Annotated in this window: 19 protein-coding genes; 8 read left to right on the top strand and 11 right to left on the bottom strand. The window is 37.0% G+C overall.

Features of this window, described 5'->3' with window-relative positions:
- Positions 1 to 93: 93 nt before the first annotated feature.
- Entirely contained in the window at positions 94 to 885 is a 792-nt protein-coding gene (locus tag ACTJJF_RS09170; RefSeq protein WP_440699451.1) for a carbohydrate binding domain-containing protein, read from the bottom strand.
- A gap of 93 nt (positions 886 to 978) precedes the next feature.
- Complete coding sequence (locus tag ACTJJF_RS09165; RefSeq protein WP_440699450.1) at positions 979 to 1,767, bottom strand: T9SS type A sorting domain-containing protein; 789 nt, start codon at positions 1,765 to 1,767, stop codon at positions 979 to 981.
- A 151-nt stretch (positions 1,768 to 1,918) separates the two neighbouring features.
- On the opposite strand from ACTJJF_RS09165, the gene ACTJJF_RS09160 reads away from it, so the two are divergent.
- Both ACTJJF_RS09160 and dusB read left to right on the top strand, forming a co-directional pair.
- A complete protein-coding gene (locus ACTJJF_RS09160) occupies positions 1,919 to 5,146 on the top strand; it encodes a hypothetical protein (RefSeq protein WP_440699449.1) in 3,228 nt (1,075 codons plus the stop codon).
- 155 nt (positions 5,147 to 5,301) lie between these two features.
- Entirely contained in the window at positions 5,302 to 6,297 is a 996-nt protein-coding gene (gene dusB / locus ACTJJF_RS09155) for a tRNA dihydrouridine synthase DusB (protein ID WP_312298426.1), read from the top strand.
- A gap of 53 nt (positions 6,298 to 6,350) precedes the next feature.
- Here the strand turns inward: dusB and deoC are convergent, their stop codons facing one another.
- The 5 genes from deoC to ACTJJF_RS09130 all read right to left on the bottom strand — a co-directional run bounded on the left by deoC (position 6,351) and on the right by ACTJJF_RS09130 (position 10,838).
- The gene (gene deoC, locus ACTJJF_RS09150) at positions 6,351 to 7,094 is read right to left on the bottom strand and encodes a deoxyribose-phosphate aldolase (protein ID WP_440699448.1); all 744 of its coding nucleotides are present in this window, start codon (positions 7,092 to 7,094) and stop codon (positions 6,351 to 6,353) included.
- A 4-nt stretch (positions 7,095 to 7,098) separates the two neighbouring features.
- Entirely contained in the window at positions 7,099 to 7,569 is a 471-nt protein-coding gene (locus tag ACTJJF_RS09145; RefSeq protein ID WP_047490188.1) for an Lrp/AsnC ligand binding domain-containing protein, read from the bottom strand.
- A gap of 27 nt (positions 7,570 to 7,596) precedes the next feature.
- The gene (locus ACTJJF_RS09140; protein WP_312298433.1) at positions 7,597 to 8,538 is read right to left on the bottom strand and encodes an endonuclease/exonuclease/phosphatase family protein; all 942 of its coding nucleotides are present in this window, start codon (positions 8,536 to 8,538) and stop codon (positions 7,597 to 7,599) included.
- 369 nt (positions 8,539 to 8,907) lie between these two features.
- Positions 8,908 to 9,579 carry a tRNA (guanosine(37)-N1)-methyltransferase TrmD gene (gene trmD, locus ACTJJF_RS09135; protein ID WP_312298434.1) on the bottom strand — a complete coding sequence of 224 codons (672 nt, stop codon included), beginning with the start codon at positions 9,577 to 9,579 and terminating at the stop codon, positions 8,908 to 8,910.
- A complete protein-coding gene (locus ACTJJF_RS09130; protein WP_312298436.1) occupies positions 9,576 to 10,838 on the bottom strand; it encodes an NAD(P)/FAD-dependent oxidoreductase in 1,263 nt (420 codons plus the stop codon). The genes trmD and ACTJJF_RS09130 overlap by 4 nt, the downstream gene beginning before the upstream one ends.
- 65 nt (positions 10,839 to 10,903) lie before the next feature.
- Between ACTJJF_RS09130 and ACTJJF_RS09125 the strand changes: the two genes are divergently transcribed.
- Positions 10,904 to 11,767 (top strand): glycoside hydrolase family 25 protein, encoded by an 864-nt coding sequence (locus ACTJJF_RS09125; RefSeq protein ID WP_312298438.1) that lies wholly within the window; start codon positions 10,904 to 10,906, stop codon positions 11,765 to 11,767.
- Between the two features lie 47 nt (positions 11,768 to 11,814).
- Here the strand turns inward: ACTJJF_RS09125 and ACTJJF_RS09120 are convergent, their stop codons facing one another.
- The gene (locus ACTJJF_RS09120; RefSeq protein WP_440699447.1) at positions 11,815 to 13,464 is read right to left on the bottom strand and encodes an alpha/beta fold hydrolase; all 1,650 of its coding nucleotides are present in this window, start codon (positions 13,462 to 13,464) and stop codon (positions 11,815 to 11,817) included.
- A gap of 144 nt (positions 13,465 to 13,608) precedes the next feature.
- Positions 13,609 to 14,121, bottom strand: coding sequence for a 5' nucleotidase, NT5C type (locus ACTJJF_RS09115; RefSeq protein ID WP_312298441.1), 513 nt, complete (start codon positions 14,119 to 14,121; stop codon positions 13,609 to 13,611).
- 226 nt (positions 14,122 to 14,347) lie between these two features.
- Between ACTJJF_RS09115 and ACTJJF_RS09110 the strand changes: the two genes are divergently transcribed.
- Positions 14,348 to 16,240 (top strand): ABC-F family ATP-binding cassette domain-containing protein, encoded by a 1,893-nt coding sequence (locus ACTJJF_RS09110; protein ID WP_440699446.1) that lies wholly within the window; start codon positions 14,348 to 14,350, stop codon positions 16,238 to 16,240.
- Positions 16,241 to 16,321: 81 nt separating this feature from the next.
- Here the strand turns inward: ACTJJF_RS09110 and ACTJJF_RS09105 are convergent, their stop codons facing one another.
- Positions 16,322 to 17,377, bottom strand: a complete 1,056-nt coding sequence (locus ACTJJF_RS09105) for a Gfo/Idh/MocA family oxidoreductase (RefSeq protein ID WP_440699445.1) — start codon at positions 17,375 to 17,377, stop codon at positions 16,322 to 16,324.
- Positions 17,378 to 17,559: 182 nt separating this feature from the next.
- Here ACTJJF_RS09105 and ACTJJF_RS09100 point away from each other — a divergent pair, with 182 nt between their 5' ends.
- The 3 genes from ACTJJF_RS09100 to ACTJJF_RS09090 all read left to right on the top strand — a co-directional run bounded on the left by ACTJJF_RS09100 (position 17,560) and on the right by ACTJJF_RS09090 (position 21,339).
- Positions 17,560 to 19,839, top strand: a complete 2,280-nt coding sequence (locus ACTJJF_RS09100; RefSeq protein ID WP_440699444.1) for a TonB-dependent siderophore receptor — start codon at positions 17,560 to 17,562, stop codon at positions 19,837 to 19,839.
- A 92-nt stretch (positions 19,840 to 19,931) separates the two neighbouring features.
- A complete protein-coding gene (locus ACTJJF_RS09095; protein ID WP_440699443.1) occupies positions 19,932 to 20,447 on the top strand; it encodes a hypothetical protein in 516 nt (171 codons plus the stop codon).
- Between the two features lie 301 nt (positions 20,448 to 20,748).
- Positions 20,749 to 21,339: an outer membrane beta-barrel protein gene (locus ACTJJF_RS09090; protein ID WP_065399211.1), complete on the top strand. Its 591-nt coding sequence runs from the start codon at positions 20,749 to 20,751 to the stop codon at positions 21,337 to 21,339.
- Positions 21,340 to 21,438: 99 nt separating this feature from the next.
- Here ACTJJF_RS09090 and ACTJJF_RS09085 read toward each other — a convergent pair whose 3' ends face one another.
- Positions 21,439 to 22,074: a peroxiredoxin gene (locus tag ACTJJF_RS09085; RefSeq protein WP_312298451.1), complete on the bottom strand. Its 636-nt coding sequence runs from the start codon at positions 22,072 to 22,074 to the stop codon at positions 21,439 to 21,441.
- 95 nt (positions 22,075 to 22,169) lie between these two features.
- Here ACTJJF_RS09085 and ACTJJF_RS09080 point away from each other — a divergent pair, with 95 nt between their 5' ends.
- Positions 22,170 to 23,057 (top strand): mechanosensitive ion channel family protein, encoded by an 888-nt coding sequence (locus tag ACTJJF_RS09080; protein ID WP_440699442.1) that lies wholly within the window; start codon positions 22,170 to 22,172, stop codon positions 23,055 to 23,057.
- Positions 23,058 to 23,082 lie beyond the last annotated feature (25 nt).

The raw sequence follows: 23,082 nt of genomic DNA, 5'->3' as shown, positions 1-23,082 counted from the left end.
ATCAAAAACGGTACCACCAAATTAAGAAATAATCGGCATAAAAAAACAGCCATTTCAAGGAAATGACTGTTTATATTTTATCTACAGAGACAATTAGTCTTTTAGAATCTTTTGAGATACTGCCTGGTTATTTACTGTACCAGTTACGATATAATTTCCTTTTGCCAGTTCAGCAACATTTAATGTTCCGTTTTGTTTCACAGAAGCTTCTTTTATCAACTGTCCGAACATATTGAAAACTTTTACGTCCTTAACATCTGCTCCGAAAGTAATTTCGTTGTTTTTAACGAAAGTATTCTTTATTAATCTATATTTAGAGGGAGCAACTTCTCCAGTAGCCAAAGATCCTGCAGTAACCACAGAAAAATCATCAAATGCAACAAGAGTAGAATTATTATAAGCACGAACTTGTAAACGTAATTTAACAACATTTGCAGGAGCAGTTACAGTAACTGAATGCTGAGTCCAAGCAGTACTTGTTGGTAAATAACCATTATTTGGCCCTCTTAGCGGATCTGAAGCTGTATTAGAATTTTGATAGATAGCACCATTTGCAGCATCTAAATAATTAGCCCATATTCTGGCGTCAGTATTATCACCAGTTGCTTTATACCAAAAAGAGATTGTATAAGACTCCCCTGCCGTTACGGGTATTTCCTGTTCAAATCCGGTAGTGGCAGTTGCAGCAGTATATTGTACTGAATTAATTCCGCCGTGTGGCTCTGTAGTTGTTAAAGTAGGCAAATAGTAAGGTGTACCAGTTCCTGGATTAGTTGCTGTCCAACCTGTTGTTCCATTTTCAAAACCTGGATTGCTTATTAAGTTTTGTGCATTTGCAGAAGCTGCAATTGCTATAACTCCTAAAATAGTAAAGATCTTTTTCATAAAATAATTTTTTTAATATTTATTAGGATAAAACTACAAAAAAAACGCCATTAAAATTTAATGACGTTATATATTTAACAATTAGTTAATTAACTATTTCTTAATTACTTTTTCAGAAACGTTTTTACCGTTTACAGTTCCTGTTACAATATAAGTTCCTTGCTGAAGATCAGAAACGTTTAAAGACTGGTTTTCAGAAACAGAAGCAGTTTTTACAACCTGACCTGCCATGTTGAAAACTTTAACATTAGATTTAGCTCCAAAAGTAATATCGTTATTTACAACGGTATTTTTAATGAATACCTTTTTGTTACCTTTAATCTCATTTGTTCCAAGCGTAGCAGAGGTTCCTACTATTTTTACATCATCAATTCTATAGTTTCCAGTATTACTTGTAACAGAAGACCATCTAAGGCTTAAATTTGCTGCATTTTCTACCTCTGCTGGTAATTGAATAGCTACCCCACCATTTACCAAAGCCCAGACATTAGCATTTTTAGCATAAGTGTAAGTTACATTATTCCATGTTGTTCCATCTACACTCCATTGAAAATCAACATTCTGAGCGAAAGCATTAGTTCCTCTTGCCCCCCAGATTATATTAATATTAGTATAACCAACTGTAGATAAAGAATAAGTTAAAGTGTGAATCACTCCATTAGAACCGTTTCCAATAAACAAAGCGTTAGAACCTCCCGAAGCTCCGGCATATACATTTGAAGCAGAAGCTGTACTTCCATTCCATCCATTAGTTGTGCTTGAACTTACCCAGCCCGTTGGTAATGTATTGGTAGTACCAAAATTTTCTGACAAAAGAGTTGTTTGAGCAAAAGACGTAGCAGCAAACATAGCTACCGCTACCAATGAATAAAGTTTTTTCATGATTTAAAAATTTTTGTTATTAATAATTTCGGCCGCTAAATTACATTTAATTTTTTGGAGCTCACAATATTTGAGTTAAATTTCTGTTAATAATAGTTGACCTATTGATGTTAACATTTTTTAATTATTTTTACGCATTATTTTTCAGGACTTGCGGAATTTTATTATCCTAATCGTATTACTTTTCTTAGGCATATTTTCAGGAAATGCTCAGGTATTTTCATGGAAAAACCCGAACGTTCCTGAAGACAGTGTAAAAAGAGACAGTATCCTTGCTGCAAAGCTCGAACGGGACCTTTTTGCCAAAGACACCCTGGACTTTATCCGGACCAATAATAAAGTAGTCATTGATGAAGCTGTACTGGCAAAAAATGATAAAAAGAGATTTTTAGGAGAACTTAATTCAAAAGGATCCATCATCCGTGGAATTACCTTTGGTAACAACCAGGGGCAGTCTGTACAGAGCTCTATGGATCTTCAGATTTCCGGAAGACTTTCCAAGGATGTGACAATCTTAGCGAGTATTTCAGACCATAACCTGCCCATTCAGGCTGACGGATATACCCAGACTTTAGAAGAGTTTGACAAAATCTATATGCAGCTTAACATTAAGGAAAAATCTATTCTCAGAGCAGGACACCTTGATCTTGTAGAAGCCAAAAATTATTTTGCCAAATACCAGCGAAGAAGTATGGGCCTTCAGTTTCAGACAGAATTTGGTAAAGACAGCAAAACTTTTGTAGACATTTCAGCAGGGGTGGCCCGAAGTGAATTTCACCGAATCCGTTTTCAGGGGGTTGAAGGAAACCAGGGACCTTACCGTCTGACCGGTAAAAACGGAGAACAGTTTATCACCCTGATTTCAGGATCTGAACAGGTTTTCATTGACGGAATTCTCATGAAACGTGGTGAAAATCAGGATTATACCATCAATTACAACACGGGAGAGGTTACTTTTACCAGTTTCCGTCCTATTTTCCAGCAGAATTTCATTACCATTTCCTATAATTACGCCAATAGAAATTATTCAAGATACTTATTCACAGGGAAGTTAGAGCATCAGAGAGAAAAATTCAAAGTGGGGCTGAACTGGTTCATGGAAAATGACAACAAAAATGCACCGCTTTCTTTAAGTTTATCTAAAGAGGATGAGCAAATATTAGCAGAAGCCGGAAATGATCCTAATCTGATGTATGCCCCGTCAGGAGTGGTTACGGAATACGATGTCAACAAAATTTTATACCGTCTGAATCCGGCCGGAAATTTCTATGAGTTTTCCACTGACCCAAGTTTAACGCTTTACCAGGTTTCTTTTACCTATTTTGGAGCTAATCAAGGGGATTATAAAATTGCTCAGACTACCAACAACGGGCGTGTTTTTGAATATGCAGGGCCTAACGGAGGAGATTACAGAGCCGTAAGAAAGCTTCCTTCGCCCCAGAAATCACAGGTATATTCCCTTAACTCGGAATATTTACTGAATGAAGGTAAAATAGGGGCTGATATCTCTCTCAGCAACTACGATGTCAATTTATTTTCATCCAAGGATTCTGATCAGAATATCGGATATGCATGGAGGGTTTTTGGAAATAAGAGTTTCACCAAAAATTCATGGAAGGGAACTCCGAGCTTTGAATATCAATACATTGACAAACAATTCCATATCCTGGACCGTATCAACGATGTAGAATTCTCCAGAGACTTCAACTTAACTCAGGAATTTAATAAGAAAACCCAAAACAGGTTTATTTTCAGCTTTTTGAATAAATGGAACAATAAATCTACCTTAAACTACCGTATCAACTATCTGGATGAACAAAACTCCTATAAAGGAATCAAAAACGATCTTGATTTCGGATGGATCACCGGAAAATTCTTTACCAAAGGAAATTTATCTTACCTGAGTACCAACGCAACCCTTCAGGATACCAAATTCATTCGTGGCGGGATTTCTACAGAATTCACCGGTAAAAAAGGAAGCTGGGCCATCGGAGGTAGCATGGAACATAACGAGAAGAAGTATAATGACACGCAACTGATGGATGTTACAAGTTTCAGCTGGAAAGAAATTTTTGTACAGAAGAAAATTGGTGACAGTACCCGCACAAAGCTATTGGCAAAAGTATATATGCGTGACAATGATTCCGTGCGTGACAACAGACTCCAGAATATGAACAATATTCTTGGTTTCATGGCGGAAAGCCAGATCATTAAAACGGAGAAAACTACTTTAAATGCTTTAATCCACTACAGAAAGTTCTTCTATTCAGGTGCAGAAGGTGAAGTGACGAGAAACAATGATTTCGTAGTCGGAAACATTCTTTACAATCAGCAGCTTTTCCGAAACGGGATGCGTCTTCAGGCATTTTATGAGCTTGGAAACGGACAGGAGGCCCAGAGGGAATTCCAATACATAAAAGTGACAGACGGACAGGGAATTTATAAATGGACGGATTATAACGGTGACGGCATTCAGCAGCTTGATGAGTTTGAAATTGCCGAATATTCCGATCTTGCCCAATACATAAGGGTTTACACCAATTCTGTAAGATATATTCCTTCCAATAAAAATAAACTGCAGCTCGCATTATTTGTCAATCCGGCCATTGTTTTCAATTCGGAGAATGCATTTTTAAAGCGATGGAATTTCAATATTTCGTTAAATTCCCAAAACTCTTTCTACAAAAAAGACAAAGTTCTGGTGCTGAACCCGTTTGAAAAAAACAGCGATCAGATCCTTAAAAACCAGAATATTCTGGCATCCGTACAATTTAATCCGACTGATAAATCAGGATGGAACGGAAACTACCGTTTGATTACCAATGACAACCTTATCAATGCGAACTTCAGTAATGAAGAACGTGAGCAGACTTCTCATTTTGTGAATGTAGGGTATTGGTTTAATAAGGAATTCAGGGTCGATTGGGAAAACTCTGTACACGATATCAGAAACTCATCCCAGCTTTTCGTCACAAGGGATTATCGTTTAAATAATTTTGAAACCAAGCCTAAAGCAACCTATAAATTCACTGATGCAATTCAGGCTGAGCTTTCTTCTGCTTTCCGCCAAAAAAAGAGAATGGACGGTGAAGAGTTGCTGAAAGCCTTTGATGTCACAGGAACAATTCAATGGGAACGCAGAAAAACATCGATCCGTGGAAATTTCTCTTTTATCAGTAATAACTTTACCGGAAACAATTTCAGTATCGTAGGAAACCAGATGCTGGATGGTCTTAAGCCTGGAAAAAACCAGGTATGGAGTGTATTTATTCAGCAGGCAATCAACTCTTTTATTCAGTTAAATTTAAATTATGAAGGAAGAAATTCAGGAGACAGAACAATTCACATTGGAAGTATGCAGGTAAAAGCAAGCTTCTAAATTTAAAGTTGATGGTCTAAAAGTAAGAAATACATAACTGAAGCCCCTGCACTATTTACTGCCTTCAAATTCTTTCAAACCTCAAGCCATCTCACCCATCACACCAATAGATAATATCATATTTCGGGATATTTAGAATTTTGTAAATTTGCACCATGATAAAAATAGGCAATATAGAACTGCCGGAATTTCCGCTTTTGCTGGCTCCGATGGAAGATGTAAGTGATCCTCCGTTCAGACGTTTGTGTAAAATGCACGGTGCAGACCTGATGTATTCGGAGTTTATTTCCTCCGAAGGCTTAATTCGTGATGCGATCAAAAGCCGTAAGAAGCTGGATATTTTCGATTATGAAAGACCGGTGGGTATACAGATATTTGGAGGCGATGAGGAAGCTATGGCCATGTCTGCAAGAATTGTGGAAACCGTAAATCCTGATCTTGTGGATATTAACTTCGGATGCCCGGTAAAGAAAGTGGTATGCAAAGGAGCGGGAGCGGGAGTTTTGAAAGATATTGACCTTATGGTACGTCTTACAAAAGCTGTTGTAAGTTCTACCCATCTGCCTGTAACTGTGAAAACCCGTTTAGGATGGGACAGCAACAGTATTAATATTGATGAAGTAGCAGAACGTTTACAGGAAACAGGTATAAAAGCTTTAACCATACATGCCAGAACCCGTGCACAGATGTACAAAGGGGAAGCAGACTGGGAACATATTTCAAGAATCAAACAAAATCCTAATATTGAGATTCCGATCTTTGGAAACGGAGATATTGATTCTCCTGAAAAAGCTTTGGCTTACAAGCAGAAGTATGCATGCGACGGAATTATGATTGGCCGTGCAGCTATTGGTTATCCATGGATTTTTAATGAAATCAAGCATTTCTTTAAAACGGGTGAACATTTACCTGCACCTACAATTGCAGACCGTTTACTGGCAGTACGCCAACATGCGGAATGGAGCGCAGAGTGGAAAGGTGAAAGACTGGGATTGGTTGAAATGAGACAGCATTACAGCAACTATTTCAGAGGAATTCCTCACTTCAAAGAATTCCGAAAAAGGTTCCTTGAAGTATTTACACTGGAAGAAATGGACAGCCTGATCAAAGAAACCCAACAGTTTTACGAGGAGTATCAGGAACAGGTATAAAAGCAAAAACCATCAAATTGAATTTGATGGTTTTTTTATGATTTCATATTGAATTAATATCCTTCTGATGAAGATTCATCTTTGATCAGAGCCAAAGCGGAAGAGGTTCCGATTCTTTTCACTCCCATGCTGATCATTTTTTCAGCATCTGCAGGAGTTCTTACTCCTCCGGCAGCTTTTACAGGAAGTTTTCCTGCATTGTCCAGCATGATTTTTATTCCTTCGAATGTTGCTCCGTTTGGTTTTCCGCCTGTAGTCTCATAAAATCCTGTTGAAGATTTCACAAAAATATGAGGCAGGTCATTCTCAGAGAAACTCTCTTCTGCCCATTCAGCAATCTTTCTGGTAAGATCTGCAATCTGTGCATCTGTTAAAGCTGCGATCTCAATGATCCATTTGGCAATTTTGTGGAGCACCAGTGCCAGTCCGGTACATTTTACAAATTCATTTTTTACCAGTTCAAGATCTCCCTGAAGATAGGCTTTGTAATTGATCACAAAATCCAGTTCATCAGCACCGTCTTCAATTGCTTTTGAAGCTTCTGCAAGCTTTTCTTCAACAGAATACGTTCCTTCATGAAAACCTATTACAGTTCCTACTGCAACATTTGAATTTCTTTCCTGAATATATTTCTTGATCTCTCCTACATAATCCGGGCGGATCATTACGGCAAAAATACCATTATCGATCGCTTCCTGAGCAAGTTCTTTATCTTTCTGAAGTGTTTCTTCGTTGGAAATACCTGATTGTTCTGGTGTTTTCAGGTAAGTGGAATCCAAATATTGGGCTATGTTCATATCGTTATACTTTCAATTGTCTGTAAATACCTTGTTCTAAAGAGATAAAGGTTTCTGTTCTGGTTACCCCTTTCAGTTTCTGAAGTTTGCTAAGGATCTGCATCAGATGGTCATTATCTTTACAAAGAACTTTCAGGAATATGGTATAATTTCCTGTTGTATAGTGGGCTTCCACCACTTCATTGATGTCATGCAAAGACTTTACCACATCCGGATAATGACTTGGCTGATCAAGAAACACACCGATGTAAGAGATTACCTTATATCCAATTTTTTTAGGATTAAGGAATGAAATGGAGTTTTCAATAACGCCTGCATGTTCGAGTTTTTTAATTCTTTGGTGTACTGCAGTTGTAGAAATCCCTACATTTTTTGAAATGTGGGCTAAAGAAGTTTTAGCATTGTCCATCAGCATGTAAATGATTTCTTTGTCGATGGAATCTAAATGATAGCTTGTGTTGCTCGAATTTTTCATTTTCTACTTTTTTATTATTTATGTTTTTTACTGTAAGCTTTTAAATGTTACAAAAACCGGAAAGTGATCACTATATCCTCCCAGATACCGTGTACCGGCATATGTTCGGAAAGGTCGTCCTTCAAAATGTCTGGTTCTGCTGCTGATTTTTTCAGAATTAAATATATGCGCATCCTGAAAAGCCAGCGTCTTATTATCAAGAAGTGATCTTGACATAATGATCTGATCATACAGCAATCCAGATTTATAATGAAAAGTAGAATAATTTCTTGTAGAAAACAACTGTTGAAAAGGGTTTATCAAAACCTTCTCATGATCGTTGCCATAGAGAATTTGTACTAAATTTTCATCATCCGGGTTTTCGTTAAAGTCACCACACAATATAACATGCTCCTTATCTTCATCTACAATTTTCATGATCCGTTGCCGGATTTCATTAAGTATAAAGGCTCTTTTAGGTTTATTGATGTCTTTTTCGCGCTTAGAGGGAAGATGGGCGATGAAGACATTAATAATTTCGTCTTTATATTTAATTTTTGAAAAAAGTACGTCTCGGGTTGTGTCGTAATTTCCAGTGTTTTTATTTCCTATTTCAAAAAAGAAAGTAATGGTTTCAGAATCTATCACCTCTACTTTATTTTTATCATACAACATGGCTACGTCTACCTTTCGTTCATCCATAGAATTGTAATGTACAATTCCATATTCTGAATTAAAGGGTTCCATTTCCACCAGATCTTCAAGAACTTTCCTTCCGGAAACCTCAGACAGACCAATGATAAATGGTAAGGCGCCATTTTCCTCCTTCATTAATTGATATACGTGTGAGATCTTAAAAATTTTATTTTTATATCTCTTTTCATCCCAATTCCTTAAACCTGAGCGGGTAGGATCTAATTTGTGGACAGGTTTCGGATCAGGTAGAAATAAATTTTCAACATTATAAAAAGAGAACAGTTCCGTCGACATTAATTTCTATACTTTTAATTTATTATGTTCTTTTTCTTTAATGCAAATTTATTATTTTTTTCAAATTTTATTGATTCTTAGCACTATGCGTTAAAATCAATTTCCAATAAAAAATATTTCAAATATAACAAAAAATCTTAACAATATCAGTTATAGTGAATTAATTTTTCAATTATTTCAACAATTTAATATATAATTCAAAATACAATACTATACAAAAAGTGAAATAATCAAAATAAAATTACAATTTAAAATTGAAAATATTAATATTTTTCTATTCAACTACATTTATAACAAATATTATTCCATTTATAATTATAACAAATGTAATTTATTAAAAAAAATAGCTCAAATAGGGATATGTACCTTTTACAATAAATCGGGACGTTTTTCTTTGGTAATTCTTACTGCTTCCTCATGACGCCACTCTTCAATTTTACCAAAATTTCCGCTCAATAAGATTTTAGGCACCTCAAGTCCTTTATAACTTTCGGGTCTTGTATAGATGGGCGGTGAAAGAAGATCATCCTGGAAGCTGTCCGTTAAGGCACTCTGCTCATCATTCAAAACGCCCGGAAGCAATCTGATGATGGAATCGGCCAGCACACAGGCAGCGAGCTCCCCGCCTGTAAGAACATAATCACCGATAGAAATTTCTTTTGTGATATGAAGATCTCTCACTCTCTGGTCAATCCCTTTATAATGCCCGCAAAGGAAGATCAGATTATCTTTTATGGAAAGAGAATTGGCTATTTTCTGATTCAACGTGACCCCATCCGGAGTCAGATAAATCACCTCATCATAATTTCTCTGGGACTTCAGTTCTGAAATACATTTATCCAATGGTTCTACCATCATGACCATTCCTGCTCCGCCTCCGTAGGGTTCATCATCAATCTGTCTGTGTTTATTGACAGCCCAGTCTCTTAAATGATGAAAATGTACTTCTGCCAGTCCCTTATCCATCGCTCTCTTCAAAATAGAGGTTTTAAACGGACTTTCCATCAGTTCAGGAAGTACGCTTATGATATCAATTCTCATTGTAATGTTCCGTTTTTCTTAGTAGGTATTATAATTAATCTTAAAGAAGAATCTTTGTTGATATAGCTCCACATCCAGTTGAAGAATATGGCCAGCTTATTTCGAACGCTCAAAATTAGCATTAAATGCAGAAACATCCAGAAATACCAGGCCAGAAATCCCTGGAACTTGATAAATGGCAGGTCAACAACCGCTCTGTGCTTTCCTATGGTAGCTAACGAGCCTTTGTCATCATACTCATATTCTTTCCATTCGTTCTGATTTTTCTTTAAAAGATTTCTACCTAAGTTTTTTGCCTGATTAATGGCTACGTTGGCAACCTGAGGGTGACCCTGAGGATATTTAGGGGTTTCCATGTAGGCAATATCTCCAATGGCATATATATTATCGTAGCCTTTTATTTTATTGTATCTGTCGACAATATATCTGTTCCGTATTAATTTTTCTTCGGGAAAACCGTCTATTACATTTCCTGTAACGCCTGCTGCCCAGATGACATTATTGGATGGAATTTCCTTTCCGCTTCTCAGGTGCACCTTATCTCCGTCATAGTCTGTCACCACTTCTCCGCTCATAAAAGTCACCCCAAGATCTTTCAGATATTTTTCAGATTTATCCTGAGCTTCCTGGCTCATTACGGCAAGAGGTTTTTCAGTAGAACTTACCAGGATAATCTTCAGCTGGTCAAAATTCATATACGGGTAATCTCTTGGGAGGATATCTTTTTTCATTTCTGCAAAAGCGCCTGCGAGTTCTACTCCGGTAGGTCCGCTTCCTACGATTACGATATTCCAGTTTCCGTCATCGCTCCGGCTTTTTTCTATGATCAGTTTTTCAAAGGTCATCAGAACATGATTTCTGATGCTGATCGCTTCCTGGGTATTTTTCATCCCAAAGGCTTTGCCTTCCAGTTCTTTGTTACCGAAAAAATTAGTTTTACAGCCTGTTGCAATGATGAGCTTGTCATAGGTAAATTCGGCTTCATCGGTAATCACCTTATTGTTGGCCGGATCAATTTCCCTGACGTCTGTCATCCTGAATTGTGTGTTTCTGGACTGCTGAAAAATCTTTCTGAAAGGGAAAGAAATGTTGGAAGGTTCTATCCTTCCTGAGGCAACCTGATAAAAAAGCGGCTGAAACATATGATGATTCATCCGGTCCAGAACAATTACTTTTTTGTTCTTGTTATTTAATGTTTTTGCAAGCTGCAGCCCCGCAAATCCTCCTCCAATAATGATGATTTTTTCGCGTGTTTCCATAATACACAAATTTACTGATTTTATTTAGCATTTAGCAGTGAAAAAAGTTAGTTTTGCAAAACTTTATGACACCAAAAAAGTACACCAAAAAAACTGCCAAACAGATCCATAAGAACAGACGGAAGAAGTATTTTTTCCGGAGATGGGTGATATTGGGGATCCTGATAATTGCTTTAATAGGTACCGGATTTTATTTAAAACAATCTGTCAGCTATTATTACGCCTTGTACTTTAATAAATTTAAGCATAAAAAGCTTCACAATAGTGAAAAGGAAGCCGCAAGGATCCAGAGGATCATAAGCAGCAACCTGGATAAGACCTATGGATTCGACATTTCCCATTATCAGAACCGGGAAGATATCAAATGGGACAGCCTGAGTATCGGAAACAAAACCATACCGCTGGAATTTGTGGTAATGCGTGCTACCATGGGCAACAGAAGTGCAGATAAACATTTCAATGATTTCTGGGCAGAAGCTAAAAAGCACGACATGATCCGTGGAGCTTATCATTTTTACAGAGCCGATGAAGATCCTGTAATCCAGGCCAATAATTTTTTAGAGAATGTAAAACTGGAAAGCGGAGATCTCCCTCCTATTTTAGATATTGAAAAAATCCCTAAACGCAAGACCAATAAGAAGTTGGTAGAGGACCTGAAAACATGGTGCAAAATTGTGGAGGAATCATACGGTAAAAAACCTATTATCTATACCTATTACCATTACTATAAAGATTTCCTGAAAGGTGAATTTGAAGGATATCCGCTTTGGCTGGCCAATTATAATGATGTTCCTACCCCATCTCCTGATGATCAGTGGGATTTCTGGCAATTCACAGAAAACGGAATTGTACATGGCATCAATACGAAAGTAGATCTTGACATCTATAATGGAAATTCATGGTCTTTGAAAAGACTGACACTGGATTAGGAGGAAGCCAGATTAATTTCCAGCCTCCATCTTCCTGCTTCCCGTGTTTAGCTCTTTTCCAGAAACTTCAGAATATCTGCGTTTAATTCATCCGGCCTTTCATAAGGAACCATGTGAGTGGTATCTTTATAAATGATCTTTTCCGCATCAGGAATTTGTCTGGTAATCATCTCTGTATGATCCGGTTTGATAACATCTTTGTCTCCTGCAATGACCAATACGGGACTTTTTATTTTATTTAAATCTTTTTTACTAATGTTCGGTTCTGTCAGCATGATCTTTAAAAGCCTGCGTTCATTGACGCCATCTGCTGCACCCATCTGATTCAGCTGTGTCATCTGAGTGGTAAACCGTTCCATAAGCTTGTCTTCCACGCCTTCAGGAAATGCATTCGCTCCAATGATAATGAGCTTATTAAGTTTTTCAGGGTATTTCAGGGCAAACTCAAGTCCGGTATTACCTCCGTCACTCCATCCTGCAATATTGATTTTATCAAGCTTTAAATGATCTGCCAATGCTTTCACATCATCTGCAAACAATTTATAGGTAAAATCTCTTTTGGAAGTATCTTTACTTTTCCCCTGACCTCTTGTATCTACCACAATGACTTTATACTGCTTTGATAAAACCGGGATCTGCTGATAATAATCCCTGATGCTTCCGGAGTTGCCATGCAACAATACCAATGGCTTACCTTCACCATAAACTTCATAATAAAGATCTGTATCTTTCAGAGCAAGATAATGTCCTGCCGTTTCATTTTTACCGTATACCGATTGGCTGGCTTCTACTATATTTTTGCTGTTATCCCGCAGCCATTCCTGACTGTCATCTGCATAGTCACCCTCATCTTCCTTTGTATCTTTCCCGTTTTTATCCATCTTTACATCGATATTAATGGCAGGAGCTGCAATAGACATTTTTTGCCAGTCTCCATAAAACTCTCTTAAATATCCTGTTCTGAAAAGGGCTGCACTTATTTTAATCTTTCCTTCAAAAGCTTTTAGGAACTGTATTCCGACAAAAAACCTCCCCTGTACCCAAATATTACGATCATTAACATCAAGGGTATAGGTTCCGTCTTTGATCATATCTTCAGTAAGTTCTACGGTGATTTCCTCATCCAGAATATTTTTATCCGGAAAACCGTTTTTCTCACTATAGATGCTATATCTCATCAGAACCGGCTCCTTAGAGATAAAACTGGCAATATTCAGATTGATATTTTTGATCTTGGATCTTTTTTTTGCATTAAATTCCAAAGCGGTTTCTCCCAAAAAGCTTTTTCTATCAAATTCCGGATTGACGAAGTACATAACACTTTTTGTTTTCGTGTTTACTCCCCAGTTTTTATCCACAAGTTTTTTAGGTTTGATGGCAATTTCCTTAATATTTTTAGTCCGTTCCTTTAAAAATATTTTCTGCTGATCATGCTTTTTAAAATTCTCCACCGTTTCTTCATACAAGTCGTATCCCGGAACTTCGATCTTTATTTTTTGTCCGGGATCCAGATTGGTAAGATCGATTGAGAAGTTGCCTTTTCCATCAGAAATCGTTCCGGTAGTTTTCCTGGCCACTCCAATTTTCACATAAGGAACAGGCTGGTTTTCGTTTGCAGAGATAATAGTTCCGGAAATTACCTGAGCATTCAGGACTGACGTTATAAAAAGAAAGGATAAGGCGTTATGTTTTTTCATGTTAAAAGTTTGATGCAAACTTATTTATTTAAAGCCACTAGCATTCATAAAGCCTTATTAAAATTATTCTTCTTTTAGTTAAATTATTGTAAAAAAATCAGCTTAAAGGGCTGAAAACTCTAACAATAAACAGATCCCTGATTTTTACAGAATATTCATAATCTCTTTCCAGGAATTTACTCTTTTATAAGTGTCATTTTCTACCAGCTCATTATGTGGCTGTGTAAAGATCAGCCTTTCCCCGGAAAAATGATCCAGATTCTTAGGATAATCATCAATCATTACATCACCGGATACCACTCTTTTGCTTCCGCAAAGAACGATCTGCTCCCAACCGATGAAAGGAAAATGCTCTGCCAGCCAGTCATATTTTTCCCTTAAACTGTTCGGAAACTCCATTCCTGCGGATACAATATACACTTCATATTTGTTGTTCAGATATTCCATTGCTTCACGACTGCCTTCCATTACAGGTAAAGTCCTGAAAAACCCTACTTCGTTGACGTGGCTTTTGCCATTGGGGAAAGCTTCTGCTTCCGGCTTTCCGGTTGTTTCTCTGATTTCGATTTCTCTTCCTGTGTCTCTTTTTTCAAACTGTACCAGCTGATGGTATACATCTGCCATCACCCCGTCCATATCGACAATTACTTTTTTCATTACCTAAAATCGGATTTTATATTATTTATTAAGGTTTCACATGATTATCAGATGTTTCTCTGATAATCCTATCAAATGTACAGAATAGTTCTGGCCGGCAATGGATACAGTTTATTAAAAAAACGTGAATAATCATTTTATAAAAAGGAGTTCAGGAAAATTTTATGGTTACATTTTCGTATTTTTGCGGTTCAATTCAAATTCAAAATCAAAGCATTAATTTCCAATGAATTACGTTTCTGCAGAAAATCTTACCAAATCTTACGGCATCAAAGTTTTGTTTGAAAACATTTCTTTTCACATTAATGAAGGAGACAAAATTGCCATTGTTGCCAAAAACGGAAGCGGAAAATCTACCCTTCTGAAAATATTAATGGGTAAAGAAATTGCAGACAGCGGTACTGTGATCATCAATAAAGACATTCAGGTAGTTCTGTTTGACCAGGAGATCGATTATGACCCCAACCTCAGCATTGAGGAATTTATGATGACTTTAGATTCGGAACCTATTATGGCTCTGAAGAACTATCACAAGTCCCTTCACTCTACCGATCAGGATTTTATTGAAAAGGCATTGGCAGATATGGAAGTTCACAAAGCCTGGGATCTGGAAAATGAAATGAAGCAGATTTTGTCTCAGCTTAAGATCACTGATCTGGATGCCAAGATGGGAACTCTTTCCGGGGGACAGATCAAACGTGTGGCATTGGCAAAATTATTAACGGAAACCAGAGCTGAACACAGACATACGCTTCTGATCATGGATGAACCTACCAACCATCTTGATGTGGATATGGTAGAATGGCTTGAAAATTATCTGAATAAAGCAAAAATCACTTTGCTGCTGGTGACCCACGACCGGTATTTTCTGGACAGTGTCTGTGATATCATCTGGGAAATGGAAGACAGAAATCTGTATGTTCATAACGGTTCATATGCAACCTATCTTGAAAATAAGATGATTCGTGAGGAAAATCTCAATGCAACGATTGATAAGGCCAACAACCTTTACAGAAAGGAGCTTGAGTGGATGCGAAGACAACCGAAAGCAAGAACAACCAAATCCAAAAGCAGGATTGATGCCTTTTATGAAACGGAAAAAGTTGCCAAAACCGATACCCGGAAAGAAGGCCTGGAGCTGGATTTTGAAATGAAACGTCTGGGAAATAAAATTCTTGAACTGAAACATATTGATAAAAGTTTCGGAGATAAGGTTCTTTTGAAAGATTTCAGCTATCAGTTTCAGCGTGGTGAGAAGGTAGGCATCATCGGAAAAAACGGAGCGGGAAAATCTACTTTATTAAACATCATTCAAGGGTTTGAAAAAGCAGACAAAGGGGAAATAGAAACCGGAGAAACTATTTCTTTCGGGTATTTTGCCCAAAAAGGACTTACTTATAAGGAAGACGAACGTGTGATTGATTTCATTAAAGAAATTGCAGAGCATTATCCTCTGGCTAACGGAAGAAGCCTTTCTGCATCACAGTTCCTGAGGTTATTTTTATTTGATGACCAGACGCAATATTCTCCTATTTCCAAACTTTCCGGCGGTGAAAAAAGAAGGCTTCACCTGATGTATATTTTATATCAGAACCCTAATTTCCTGATTTTTGATGAGCCTACGAATGATCTGGATCTTCCTACACTGACGGTTCTTGAAAACTTCCTTCAACAATTCCAGGGATCTCTGATCATTGTTTCTCACGACAGATATTTTATGGACAGGATCGTAGACCATGTTCTTGCCTTTGAAGGAAACGGAAAAATAAAAGATTTTGTAGGAAACTTTTCAGAATACCGTGAAGCCAAAAGCCGTGAAGAATCTTTAGAAAAAAACACAACGGCAAAACCTGAACCGGTAAAAGAAGCTGCTGCAGTTACTGCCAACACTTCATCTTCGAATTCTAAAAGGAAACTTACCTTTAAGGAACAGAGAGAGCTGGAGACGATTGAAAAAGAAATGCCTGAACTGGAAGAACAGCGTGCAAAAATCTTAGATCAGCTTAACAACGAAACAGATTACGAAAAAATAGCCAGGCTATCTTCTGAACTGGAAACGGTTTCTGAAAAACTCGAAAACCAGGAGATGAGATGGCTGGAGCTACAGGAATTATTATAAAAAGCATGAGCTGTGAATGGGTTCAAGATTAAGGTTAATCTCTTTCTTTCTCCAACTCATTCATAGCTCATTTATCATCATCTACAGCACCACCACCCTTTCTTCTTTTGAACTCTCCAGAGAGACATCGATGATTTTCATATTCAGGATTACTTCTTTTCCGGGAGAAGGTAAAGCATATCCGAAAACGATGTGCTCATAGATCTGTTGATAATAATCCATATAATTTCCGGCTTCGCTGGAGGTCACCATTCTTTCTGTTTCTGAATTTTCATTTAAAAAGTTTAAAATTCCATCAGGTGTTTTCAATGGCTGCGTCCATTCCTTACCGTACACAGGAATTGCTCCGCTTACCAGTTCATTTTCCTGATTATCGGTTCTCTCATGAAGGAATGTTCCCCTGTCACCATGAATTTTATAGGCGTAATGATCTTCTTTAGTAAATACCGATGATTTAAGCCGTACTCTAAGATCATTTTTATAGAACAGCAGAATTTCAAAATAATCATTGGCAAACTCAGAACCTTTCATAGAGAATACATCAGCAAAAAGTTTTTCAGGATATCCGAAATACTGTACTGCCTGATCTACGAGATGCGCTCCCAGATCATGAAGTGAGCCTGAACCTACCTGATCCGGACTTTCTTTATGCTGCTTCCCGCTTGGTGTAGTCCGGAACCTGTCGAAACGAATTTCAGCTTCTTTAATATTCCCGAGTTTATCCGAAGCCAGAATTTCTTTTACTTTCAAAAAATCACGGTCAAACCTTCTGTTCTGATATACACTTAAGAACAGTCCTTTATCTGCAGCCAGTTTTACCAGCTCTTCAGCTTCTGAAACATTAACTGTAAAAGGTTTTTCAACAATAATATTTTTTCCCGCCTCCAGGGCTTTTTGGGCATATTCATAATGGGTCTGCACCGGAGTGTTGATAATCACCAGTTCAATATCTGCCTTCTCCAGCATTTCTTCTACGGAACGATAGATGGTTGCTTCCGGATATTTATCTTTAGATTCTTCTTTACTTCTCTCTACTATGCCGGAAAGAAAAAATCCCGGATGTTCCTTTAGAAAAGGAGCATGAAACACTTTCCCACTCATTCCAAAGGCGCAAAGCCCCGCTTTTACCAATTGCATATTCTATTATTTTTTGCAAATATATTCATAAAAAAATCCTGATCACACATATATTGAAGGTATAGAAACAATCCATTTTTCACCTGTAGAACATATGACAAAAATCATAAAATTATTTTTAACTATTCTAAACAAATACTTACATTTGCGCCTTATTTAAAACTTTTCTACATAAAAATAAAATGAAAAGACAACTACTTTCTTTGGGACTCCTATTTACCGCTATTACAGTGAGTTCACAGCTTAAAAATGCTGAAGCGGATACCATCAGAACTCAAACTATTGAGGACATTAATCTTCATAAAACCGGGAATCCTAACCAGGCAAGGCCACTTTCTACAAAGTATAACCTGACGATAATGGAAACCCCTCAGCCGATTGCCATTATTACTCATGAAATTATCGAGCAGCAGCAGGCAAAACAATTGAGTGATGTTCTTCAGAATGTAAACGGGATGTATATTACTTCTTCCAGAGGTAATTCTCAGGACAGTTTTGGCGGGCGTGGTTTTATCTTAGGAAATGACAATATTTTCAAGAATGGAGCAAGAATAAACAGTGGAGTTTTCCCTGAAGTAAGTGGGTTGGAAAGAGTAGAAGTTTTAAAAGGAGCTAATGCAATGCTTTACGGAAATACAGCTGCCGGAGGTATTGTTAATATGATCACAAAGAAGCCTAAATTCAATTTTGGAGGTAGCATAGGTTTAAACGGCGGGAGCTGGAATTCTTATAAGCCAACGATTGATGTTTACGGGCCGTTATCTAAAAATATTGCTTTCAGAGTAAACGGGACTTACGAATATGCTGAAAGTTTCAGAGACGTAGTACAGTCTGAAAAATATTACTTCAATCCTTCATTCTTATTTAATTTAAGTGAAAAATCTCAATTAATTGTTGAGGCTGATTATCTTAAAAATAATTTCACCCCGGATTTTGGGCTTGGGTCTATTACTGAAAAAGATCAAAGTTATAGATTGAATGATGCTGTTTCCAGAAACGTTTTCTTCGGAACCGACTGGCAATATCAAAATGTACAGCAGGCTTCTACGAATGTAACTTTTAATCATCAATTTAACGAAAGATGGTCCCTAAATGCTACTGCTTCGTACCAAAACTATACGAAAGATTATTTTTCTTCTGAAAGAGTACAATGGGGCTACAGCTCTCCCACTGCTACCAGACTTTCATGGAACAGGCCTTTTGGGAAAACATATAATGAACAAAACTATACTTCTGCACAAGTAAATTTAAATGGTGAATTCAATACAGGAAAAATCAACCATAAAGTTTTGATTGGTTCTGATGCAGATTACAGCCAGGCAGATGCTTATACATATACTTTAGCTACAACGTCTAATGTTTTGTATTTAGATGATCCTTCAACATGGGGAAGTGTTGGCATGCCAAACTCTACTCTTAATACAAGAAACAGAATTAACACAAGAAGAATCGGAATATATGCACAAGATTTTATCAGCTTAACAAAACAACTTAAAGTAATTGCAGGTTTAAGATGGTCTTATGTAGAAAACATGCCTACATTAACTACCCGTTTTGCAGCAAATGAAAAATTCGAAGTATCAAATTCCTCAACATCGGACAATGCATTTTCTCCAAAAGTAGGATTGGTTTATGCTCCCAATGAAAACCTTTCGGTATTTGCAACATATACCAACTCATTTGCATCCAATGCAGGATATACTTCAAATCAATTTAATACTGTAAACACCAATCAAAGTATTCCGCAAATTCAAAATCAGTTATCTACATTATCAAGACAAAGCATTAAACCATCTACAGTTGATCAATACGAAATCGGAGTTAAAAAGAATTTCTGGAACAATGCTCTAGCGGTAAACTTAACGGCTTACCAGATCATGTACAATAATTATTATCAGACCTATTGGTTCATTCCTACAGCTACACCCAACGCTGCCCCTGTAAATTCAACAGATACCAATCTTAAAGAATTCGCAGGAAATATGAGAAGCCGTGGTGTGGAATTAGATATTACAGGAAATCCTACAGAAAACATATCGATTATCGGAGGTTTCTCTTATAACAATTCCGTTTATATCGACACTCCTGAAAAAGGATATGTTGAAAATCAAAGATTGGTAAGAACACCGGCTACAACAGCAAATGCATCGGTTTTCTATAAATTTACAAACTATGTAAAAGGTTTAAAAATAGGAGCCGGAGTTTATTACATCGGAGACAGAATTGCCGGATGGAATGATACAAAGTCTACCAATACAAGCAGAAATAATGTGACCAGAATGTTTGATCTAAAAGATTATACAACCGTTTCTGTATCTGTTGGCTACGAATGGAAAAAATTCTCTGTTCAAGGAAGAGTGGGTAACCTTTTTGATGTTGTAAACTATAACGTTCACGAAAATTATTCAGTGAATCCGATTACACCGAGAAATTATTATTTTACGCTGACTTATAAGCTGTAAAAAGTAAAATATAATCACATCTTTATTAAAAGTGGAAATTGCATTTTTGCAGCTTCCACTTTTGAAATTTAAAAACAAAACAAAAAAACGATATGGATAAGATCAAGGACACAAGAAGTTTCATGAGAGTAACACACCGCTACCTGGGGTATTTTCTTGCCGGGATTATGGCAGTGTATGCGGTAAGTGGAATTATTTTGGTCTACAGAGACACAGATTTTCTGAAGAGTGAGAAAAAGTATGAGAAAACTTTATCTGCAAACCTTTCAGAAAAAGAGCTGAAAAAGGAATTGAAGATGAAAGGCCTTGAAGTAGAGAAAACGGAAGGTACCGTTCTTCATTTTAAAAGAGGCACCTATGATGCAGCGACGGGAGTAGCCAAATATTCAAAAATGGAACTGCCTTTTGTACTGGACAAGATGGTTTCTCTTCACAAATCACAATCTAAAGATGCCATTGCTCCCTTAAGTGTATTTTTTGGGGTTGCTTTATTTTTCTTTGTTGTTTCAAGTTTCTGGATGTTTAATCCTAAAACCAAAGCTTTTAAACGTGGAATCAAGTTTACGATTGCCGGATTGATCATTTCAGTGATTCTTTTGCTTATTTAACAGGCTAAAAATGTGAAAAAAAGTAATCTAATGTTTGTCAGTTGAGTATATTTTTATTCAAATTCCTCATTTTAATGAAGTAACAGAATAGAAAGAATATCACTTTCAAACTTTTAATCGTCTTTTTTTCCTTATTTATCATTATGGAATCCTTAGAAATAATGTTAAAAAGTTAAATTGTATAGTACTCATATTCTTAACATTAATTTAGAAAAATTGTCTAAAATTAAGAGTCTGGCACATTTATTGTTTTTTCTATAATTCGTGAATAATAAACATTTAATTATTAAAATAATAAATTATGAAAAAACTTATTTTAACAGGGATATTAGCTGTAGCAGGTTTAACAGCAACTGCAAATGCTCAGATTCAAAAAGGTAATTGGATGGTAGGGGGTAACCTTGCAGGTGCCAACTTCGGATTAAACAAAGGAGGTGGCTATGATTTTAATATTCAGCCGAAAGGAGCTTATTTTATTGAAGATAATGTTGCATTGGGAGGTTATGTAGATTTAGGTTTCAAAGGAGCTAAGGATGCGCCAACTACTTTTACGTATAACGTAGGTGCTTTAGGACGTTACTATCTTAACCCGGGAGAGCAGGGAGTAAACAACTTACTACACCACGGAAGATGGTTTTTCGAAGGTAATGTAGGTATCGGAGGAACATCAATCTCTAAAGGAGGTTCTTCTTCTAACGGGCTTAACTTCGGGTTTGGTCCTGGTTATTCTTACTTCATTACACCAAACATTGGTTTAGAAGGTTTAGTAAAATATGATGCAAACGCTGGGTTCGGAAGCGGTGGATATACTAACAAAATTACTTTTGGTTTAGGATTCCAGATTTATCTTCCAACGTCTAAGGCAAAACAAATCATCAACGACGTTAAGTAATCACTGAACTACTTATAAAAAAATGAAAGCGCCCCGGAAATAAATTTCCCGGGGCGCTTTTCGTACAAATTAAAACTAAACTATAAAAAATCAAATAAATCATGTGTTCGGTTGGGGCGTATATCTTAAATACGGCTTTATTTCTTTCACTCCTTTCGGGAATATTTTTCTGGCATCTTCCGTAGAAATGGATGGCGGTACAATGACATCTTCACCATCTTTCCAATTGACCGGTGTGGCAACCTGATGCTGATCCACCAGTTGTAAGGAATCCAGAACCCGTAAGATTTCGTCAAAATTCCTTCCTGTAGAGGCAGGGTAAGTGATGATCAGTCTTACCTTTTTTGCCGGATCAATGATCAGCAAAGAACGAACTGTAGCTGTAGCCGAAGCATTGGGATGGATAAAGTCATACAATTCTGAAACTTTTCTATCTTTGTCAGCAATAATAGGAAAACGAACCTCCGTCTTCTGGGTCTCATTAATGTCTTTCACCCAGTTTTGATGGTCTTCTACCCCATCTACACTTAAGGCAATCACTTTGGTATCCCTGGCATCAAACTCAGACTGCAGTTTTGCCGTATATCCCAGTTCCGTAGTGCATACCGGTGTATAATCTGCCGGGTGGGAAAACAGAATTCCCCAGGAATCTCCCAGGTAATTATAGAAATTAATATCTCCTGCTGATGACTCTGCCTGAAAGTTGGGTGCTGTATCTCCTAGTTTGATTGACATAATGTTCTTTCTTTATAGTCTACAAATTTAGTAGACTTTTTGGAACTGGCAAATTTTTTGATGAAAATTTATATCTTTAATTAAAAATTTTATTCATGGAGAAGACCGGACTCAGGTATGTAGATCTTGTTTATAAAGTATTGGAAAACTGGTATGTGACATTTGCAGAGCTTACCCCAAAACTTATTGTCGGAATTTTAGTATTTACATTTTTCCTGATCACCAGTAAATACTTAAGTCAGGCAGCCGTAAAACTCTTCCATAAATTTTTCCCGAAAAGCCAGAAAGAAAGCTCTTTAGTTACTTTAATCGGGGTATTCCGTTTTCTGATTATGCTGATGGGGACCTTTATTTCCCTGGAAATTATGGGCTTCAGCGGTTTTCTGTGGAAATTCATCGGAAGTCTGGGAGTTGCAGGGGTAATTGCAGGGGTAGCTTTAAAGGATCTGGTATCCAGTATATTTTCAGGAATGCTTATCGGAATTGATAAAGCCTTCAAAGTAGGCGATTATATCACGATTGGAGCGCATTCAGGAACAGTTCAGGAAATTGGTTTTCTGACAACAAAAATCCTTACGGATGATGGCAAAAAAGCATATATTCCCAATCAGGTTGTCTTCAATGCTCCATTCTATAATATTACGGCTTCTCCGCAACGAAGAATTATTTTAAATTTTGAAATTCCTGCTGATGAAGATATCAGCAAAGCGCAAAAAGGAATTCTGGAAGTAGTTAAAAACCTTGACAATGTGGATAAGCTGGATACTGCTGAAGTAATTTTTACCGATCTGAAACAGGGGTCTTTTAATCTTCAGGTAAAATTCTGGATAAAAATCGGAGCCAATCTGGCACAAACCAAAAGTAAGGCATACCTGGATATTAAAGAACGTTTCGATATAGATAATATCCAGCTGGTAACGCCAACGAGTATCAGCATTACAAGCGGAGATAATATTTTACCTGAAGGCCATCAGGATAAGTAACAAAATAGATATAAAATAAAGACCA

Source organism: Chryseobacterium sp. 22458 (assembly GCF_052044975.1).
Lineage (GTDB): Bacteria > Bacteroidota > Bacteroidia > Flavobacteriales > Weeksellaceae > Chryseobacterium.
Note: the sequence above shows the minus strand (reverse complement) of the source record. Positions and strands in the feature narration are given on the sequence as shown.

What these genes read in the sequence shown, in the direction of transcription:
- ACTJJF_RS09120 (WP_440699447.1), bottom strand. Translation starts at nt 13,464, where the DNA reads ATGAAAAAACATAACGCCTTATCCTTTCTTTTTATAACGTCAGTCCTG.
- ACTJJF_RS09085 (WP_312298451.1), bottom strand. Translation starts at nt 22,074, where the DNA reads ATGTCAATCAAACTAGGAGATACAGCACCCAACTTTCAGGCAGAGTCA.
- dusB (WP_312298426.1), top strand. Translation starts at nt 5,302, where the DNA reads ATGATAAAAATAGGCAATATAGAACTGCCGGAATTTCCGCTTTTGCTG.
- ACTJJF_RS09105 (WP_440699445.1), bottom strand. Translation starts at nt 17,377, where the DNA reads ATGCAATTGGTAAAAGCGGGGCTTTGCGCCTTTGGAATGAGTGGGAAA.
- ACTJJF_RS09100 (WP_440699444.1), top strand. Translation starts at nt 17,560, where the DNA reads ATGAAAAGACAACTACTTTCTTTGGGACTCCTATTTACCGCTATTACA.
- ACTJJF_RS09115 (WP_312298441.1), bottom strand. Translation starts at nt 14,121, where the DNA reads ATGAAAAAAGTAATTGTCGATATGGACGGGGTGATGGCAGATGTATAC.
- ACTJJF_RS09170 (WP_440699451.1), bottom strand. Translation starts at nt 885, where the DNA reads ATGAAAAAGATCTTTACTATTTTAGGAGTTATAGCAATTGCAGCTTCT.
- ACTJJF_RS09130 (WP_312298436.1), bottom strand. Translation starts at nt 10,838, where the DNA reads ATGGAAACACGCGAAAAAATCATCATTATTGGAGGAGGATTTGCGGGG.
- ACTJJF_RS09140 (WP_312298433.1), bottom strand. Translation starts at nt 8,538, where the DNA reads ATGTCGACGGAACTGTTCTCTTTTTATAATGTTGAAAATTTATTTCTA.
- ACTJJF_RS09165 (WP_440699450.1), bottom strand. Translation starts at nt 1,767, where the DNA reads ATGAAAAAACTTTATTCATTGGTAGCGGTAGCTATGTTTGCTGCTACG.
- ACTJJF_RS09145 (WP_047490188.1), bottom strand. Translation starts at nt 7,569, where the DNA reads ATGAAAAATTCGAGCAACACAAGCTATCATTTAGATTCCATCGACAAA.
- ACTJJF_RS09095 (WP_440699443.1), top strand. Translation starts at nt 19,932, where the DNA reads ATGGATAAGATCAAGGACACAAGAAGTTTCATGAGAGTAACACACCGC.
- ACTJJF_RS09080 (WP_440699442.1), top strand. Translation starts at nt 22,170, where the DNA reads ATGGAGAAGACCGGACTCAGGTATGTAGATCTTGTTTATAAAGTATTG.
- ACTJJF_RS09110 (WP_440699446.1), top strand. Translation starts at nt 14,348, where the DNA reads ATGAATTACGTTTCTGCAGAAAATCTTACCAAATCTTACGGCATCAAA.
- trmD (WP_312298434.1), bottom strand. Translation starts at nt 9,579, where the DNA reads ATGAGAATTGATATCATAAGCGTACTTCCTGAACTGATGGAAAGTCCG.
- ACTJJF_RS09125 (WP_312298438.1), top strand. Translation starts at nt 10,904, where the DNA reads ATGACACCAAAAAAGTACACCAAAAAAACTGCCAAACAGATCCATAAG.
- ACTJJF_RS09090 (WP_065399211.1), top strand. Translation starts at nt 20,749, where the DNA reads ATGAAAAAACTTATTTTAACAGGGATATTAGCTGTAGCAGGTTTAACA.
- deoC (WP_440699448.1), bottom strand. Translation starts at nt 7,094, where the DNA reads ATGAACATAGCCCAATATTTGGATTCCACTTACCTGAAAACACCAGAA.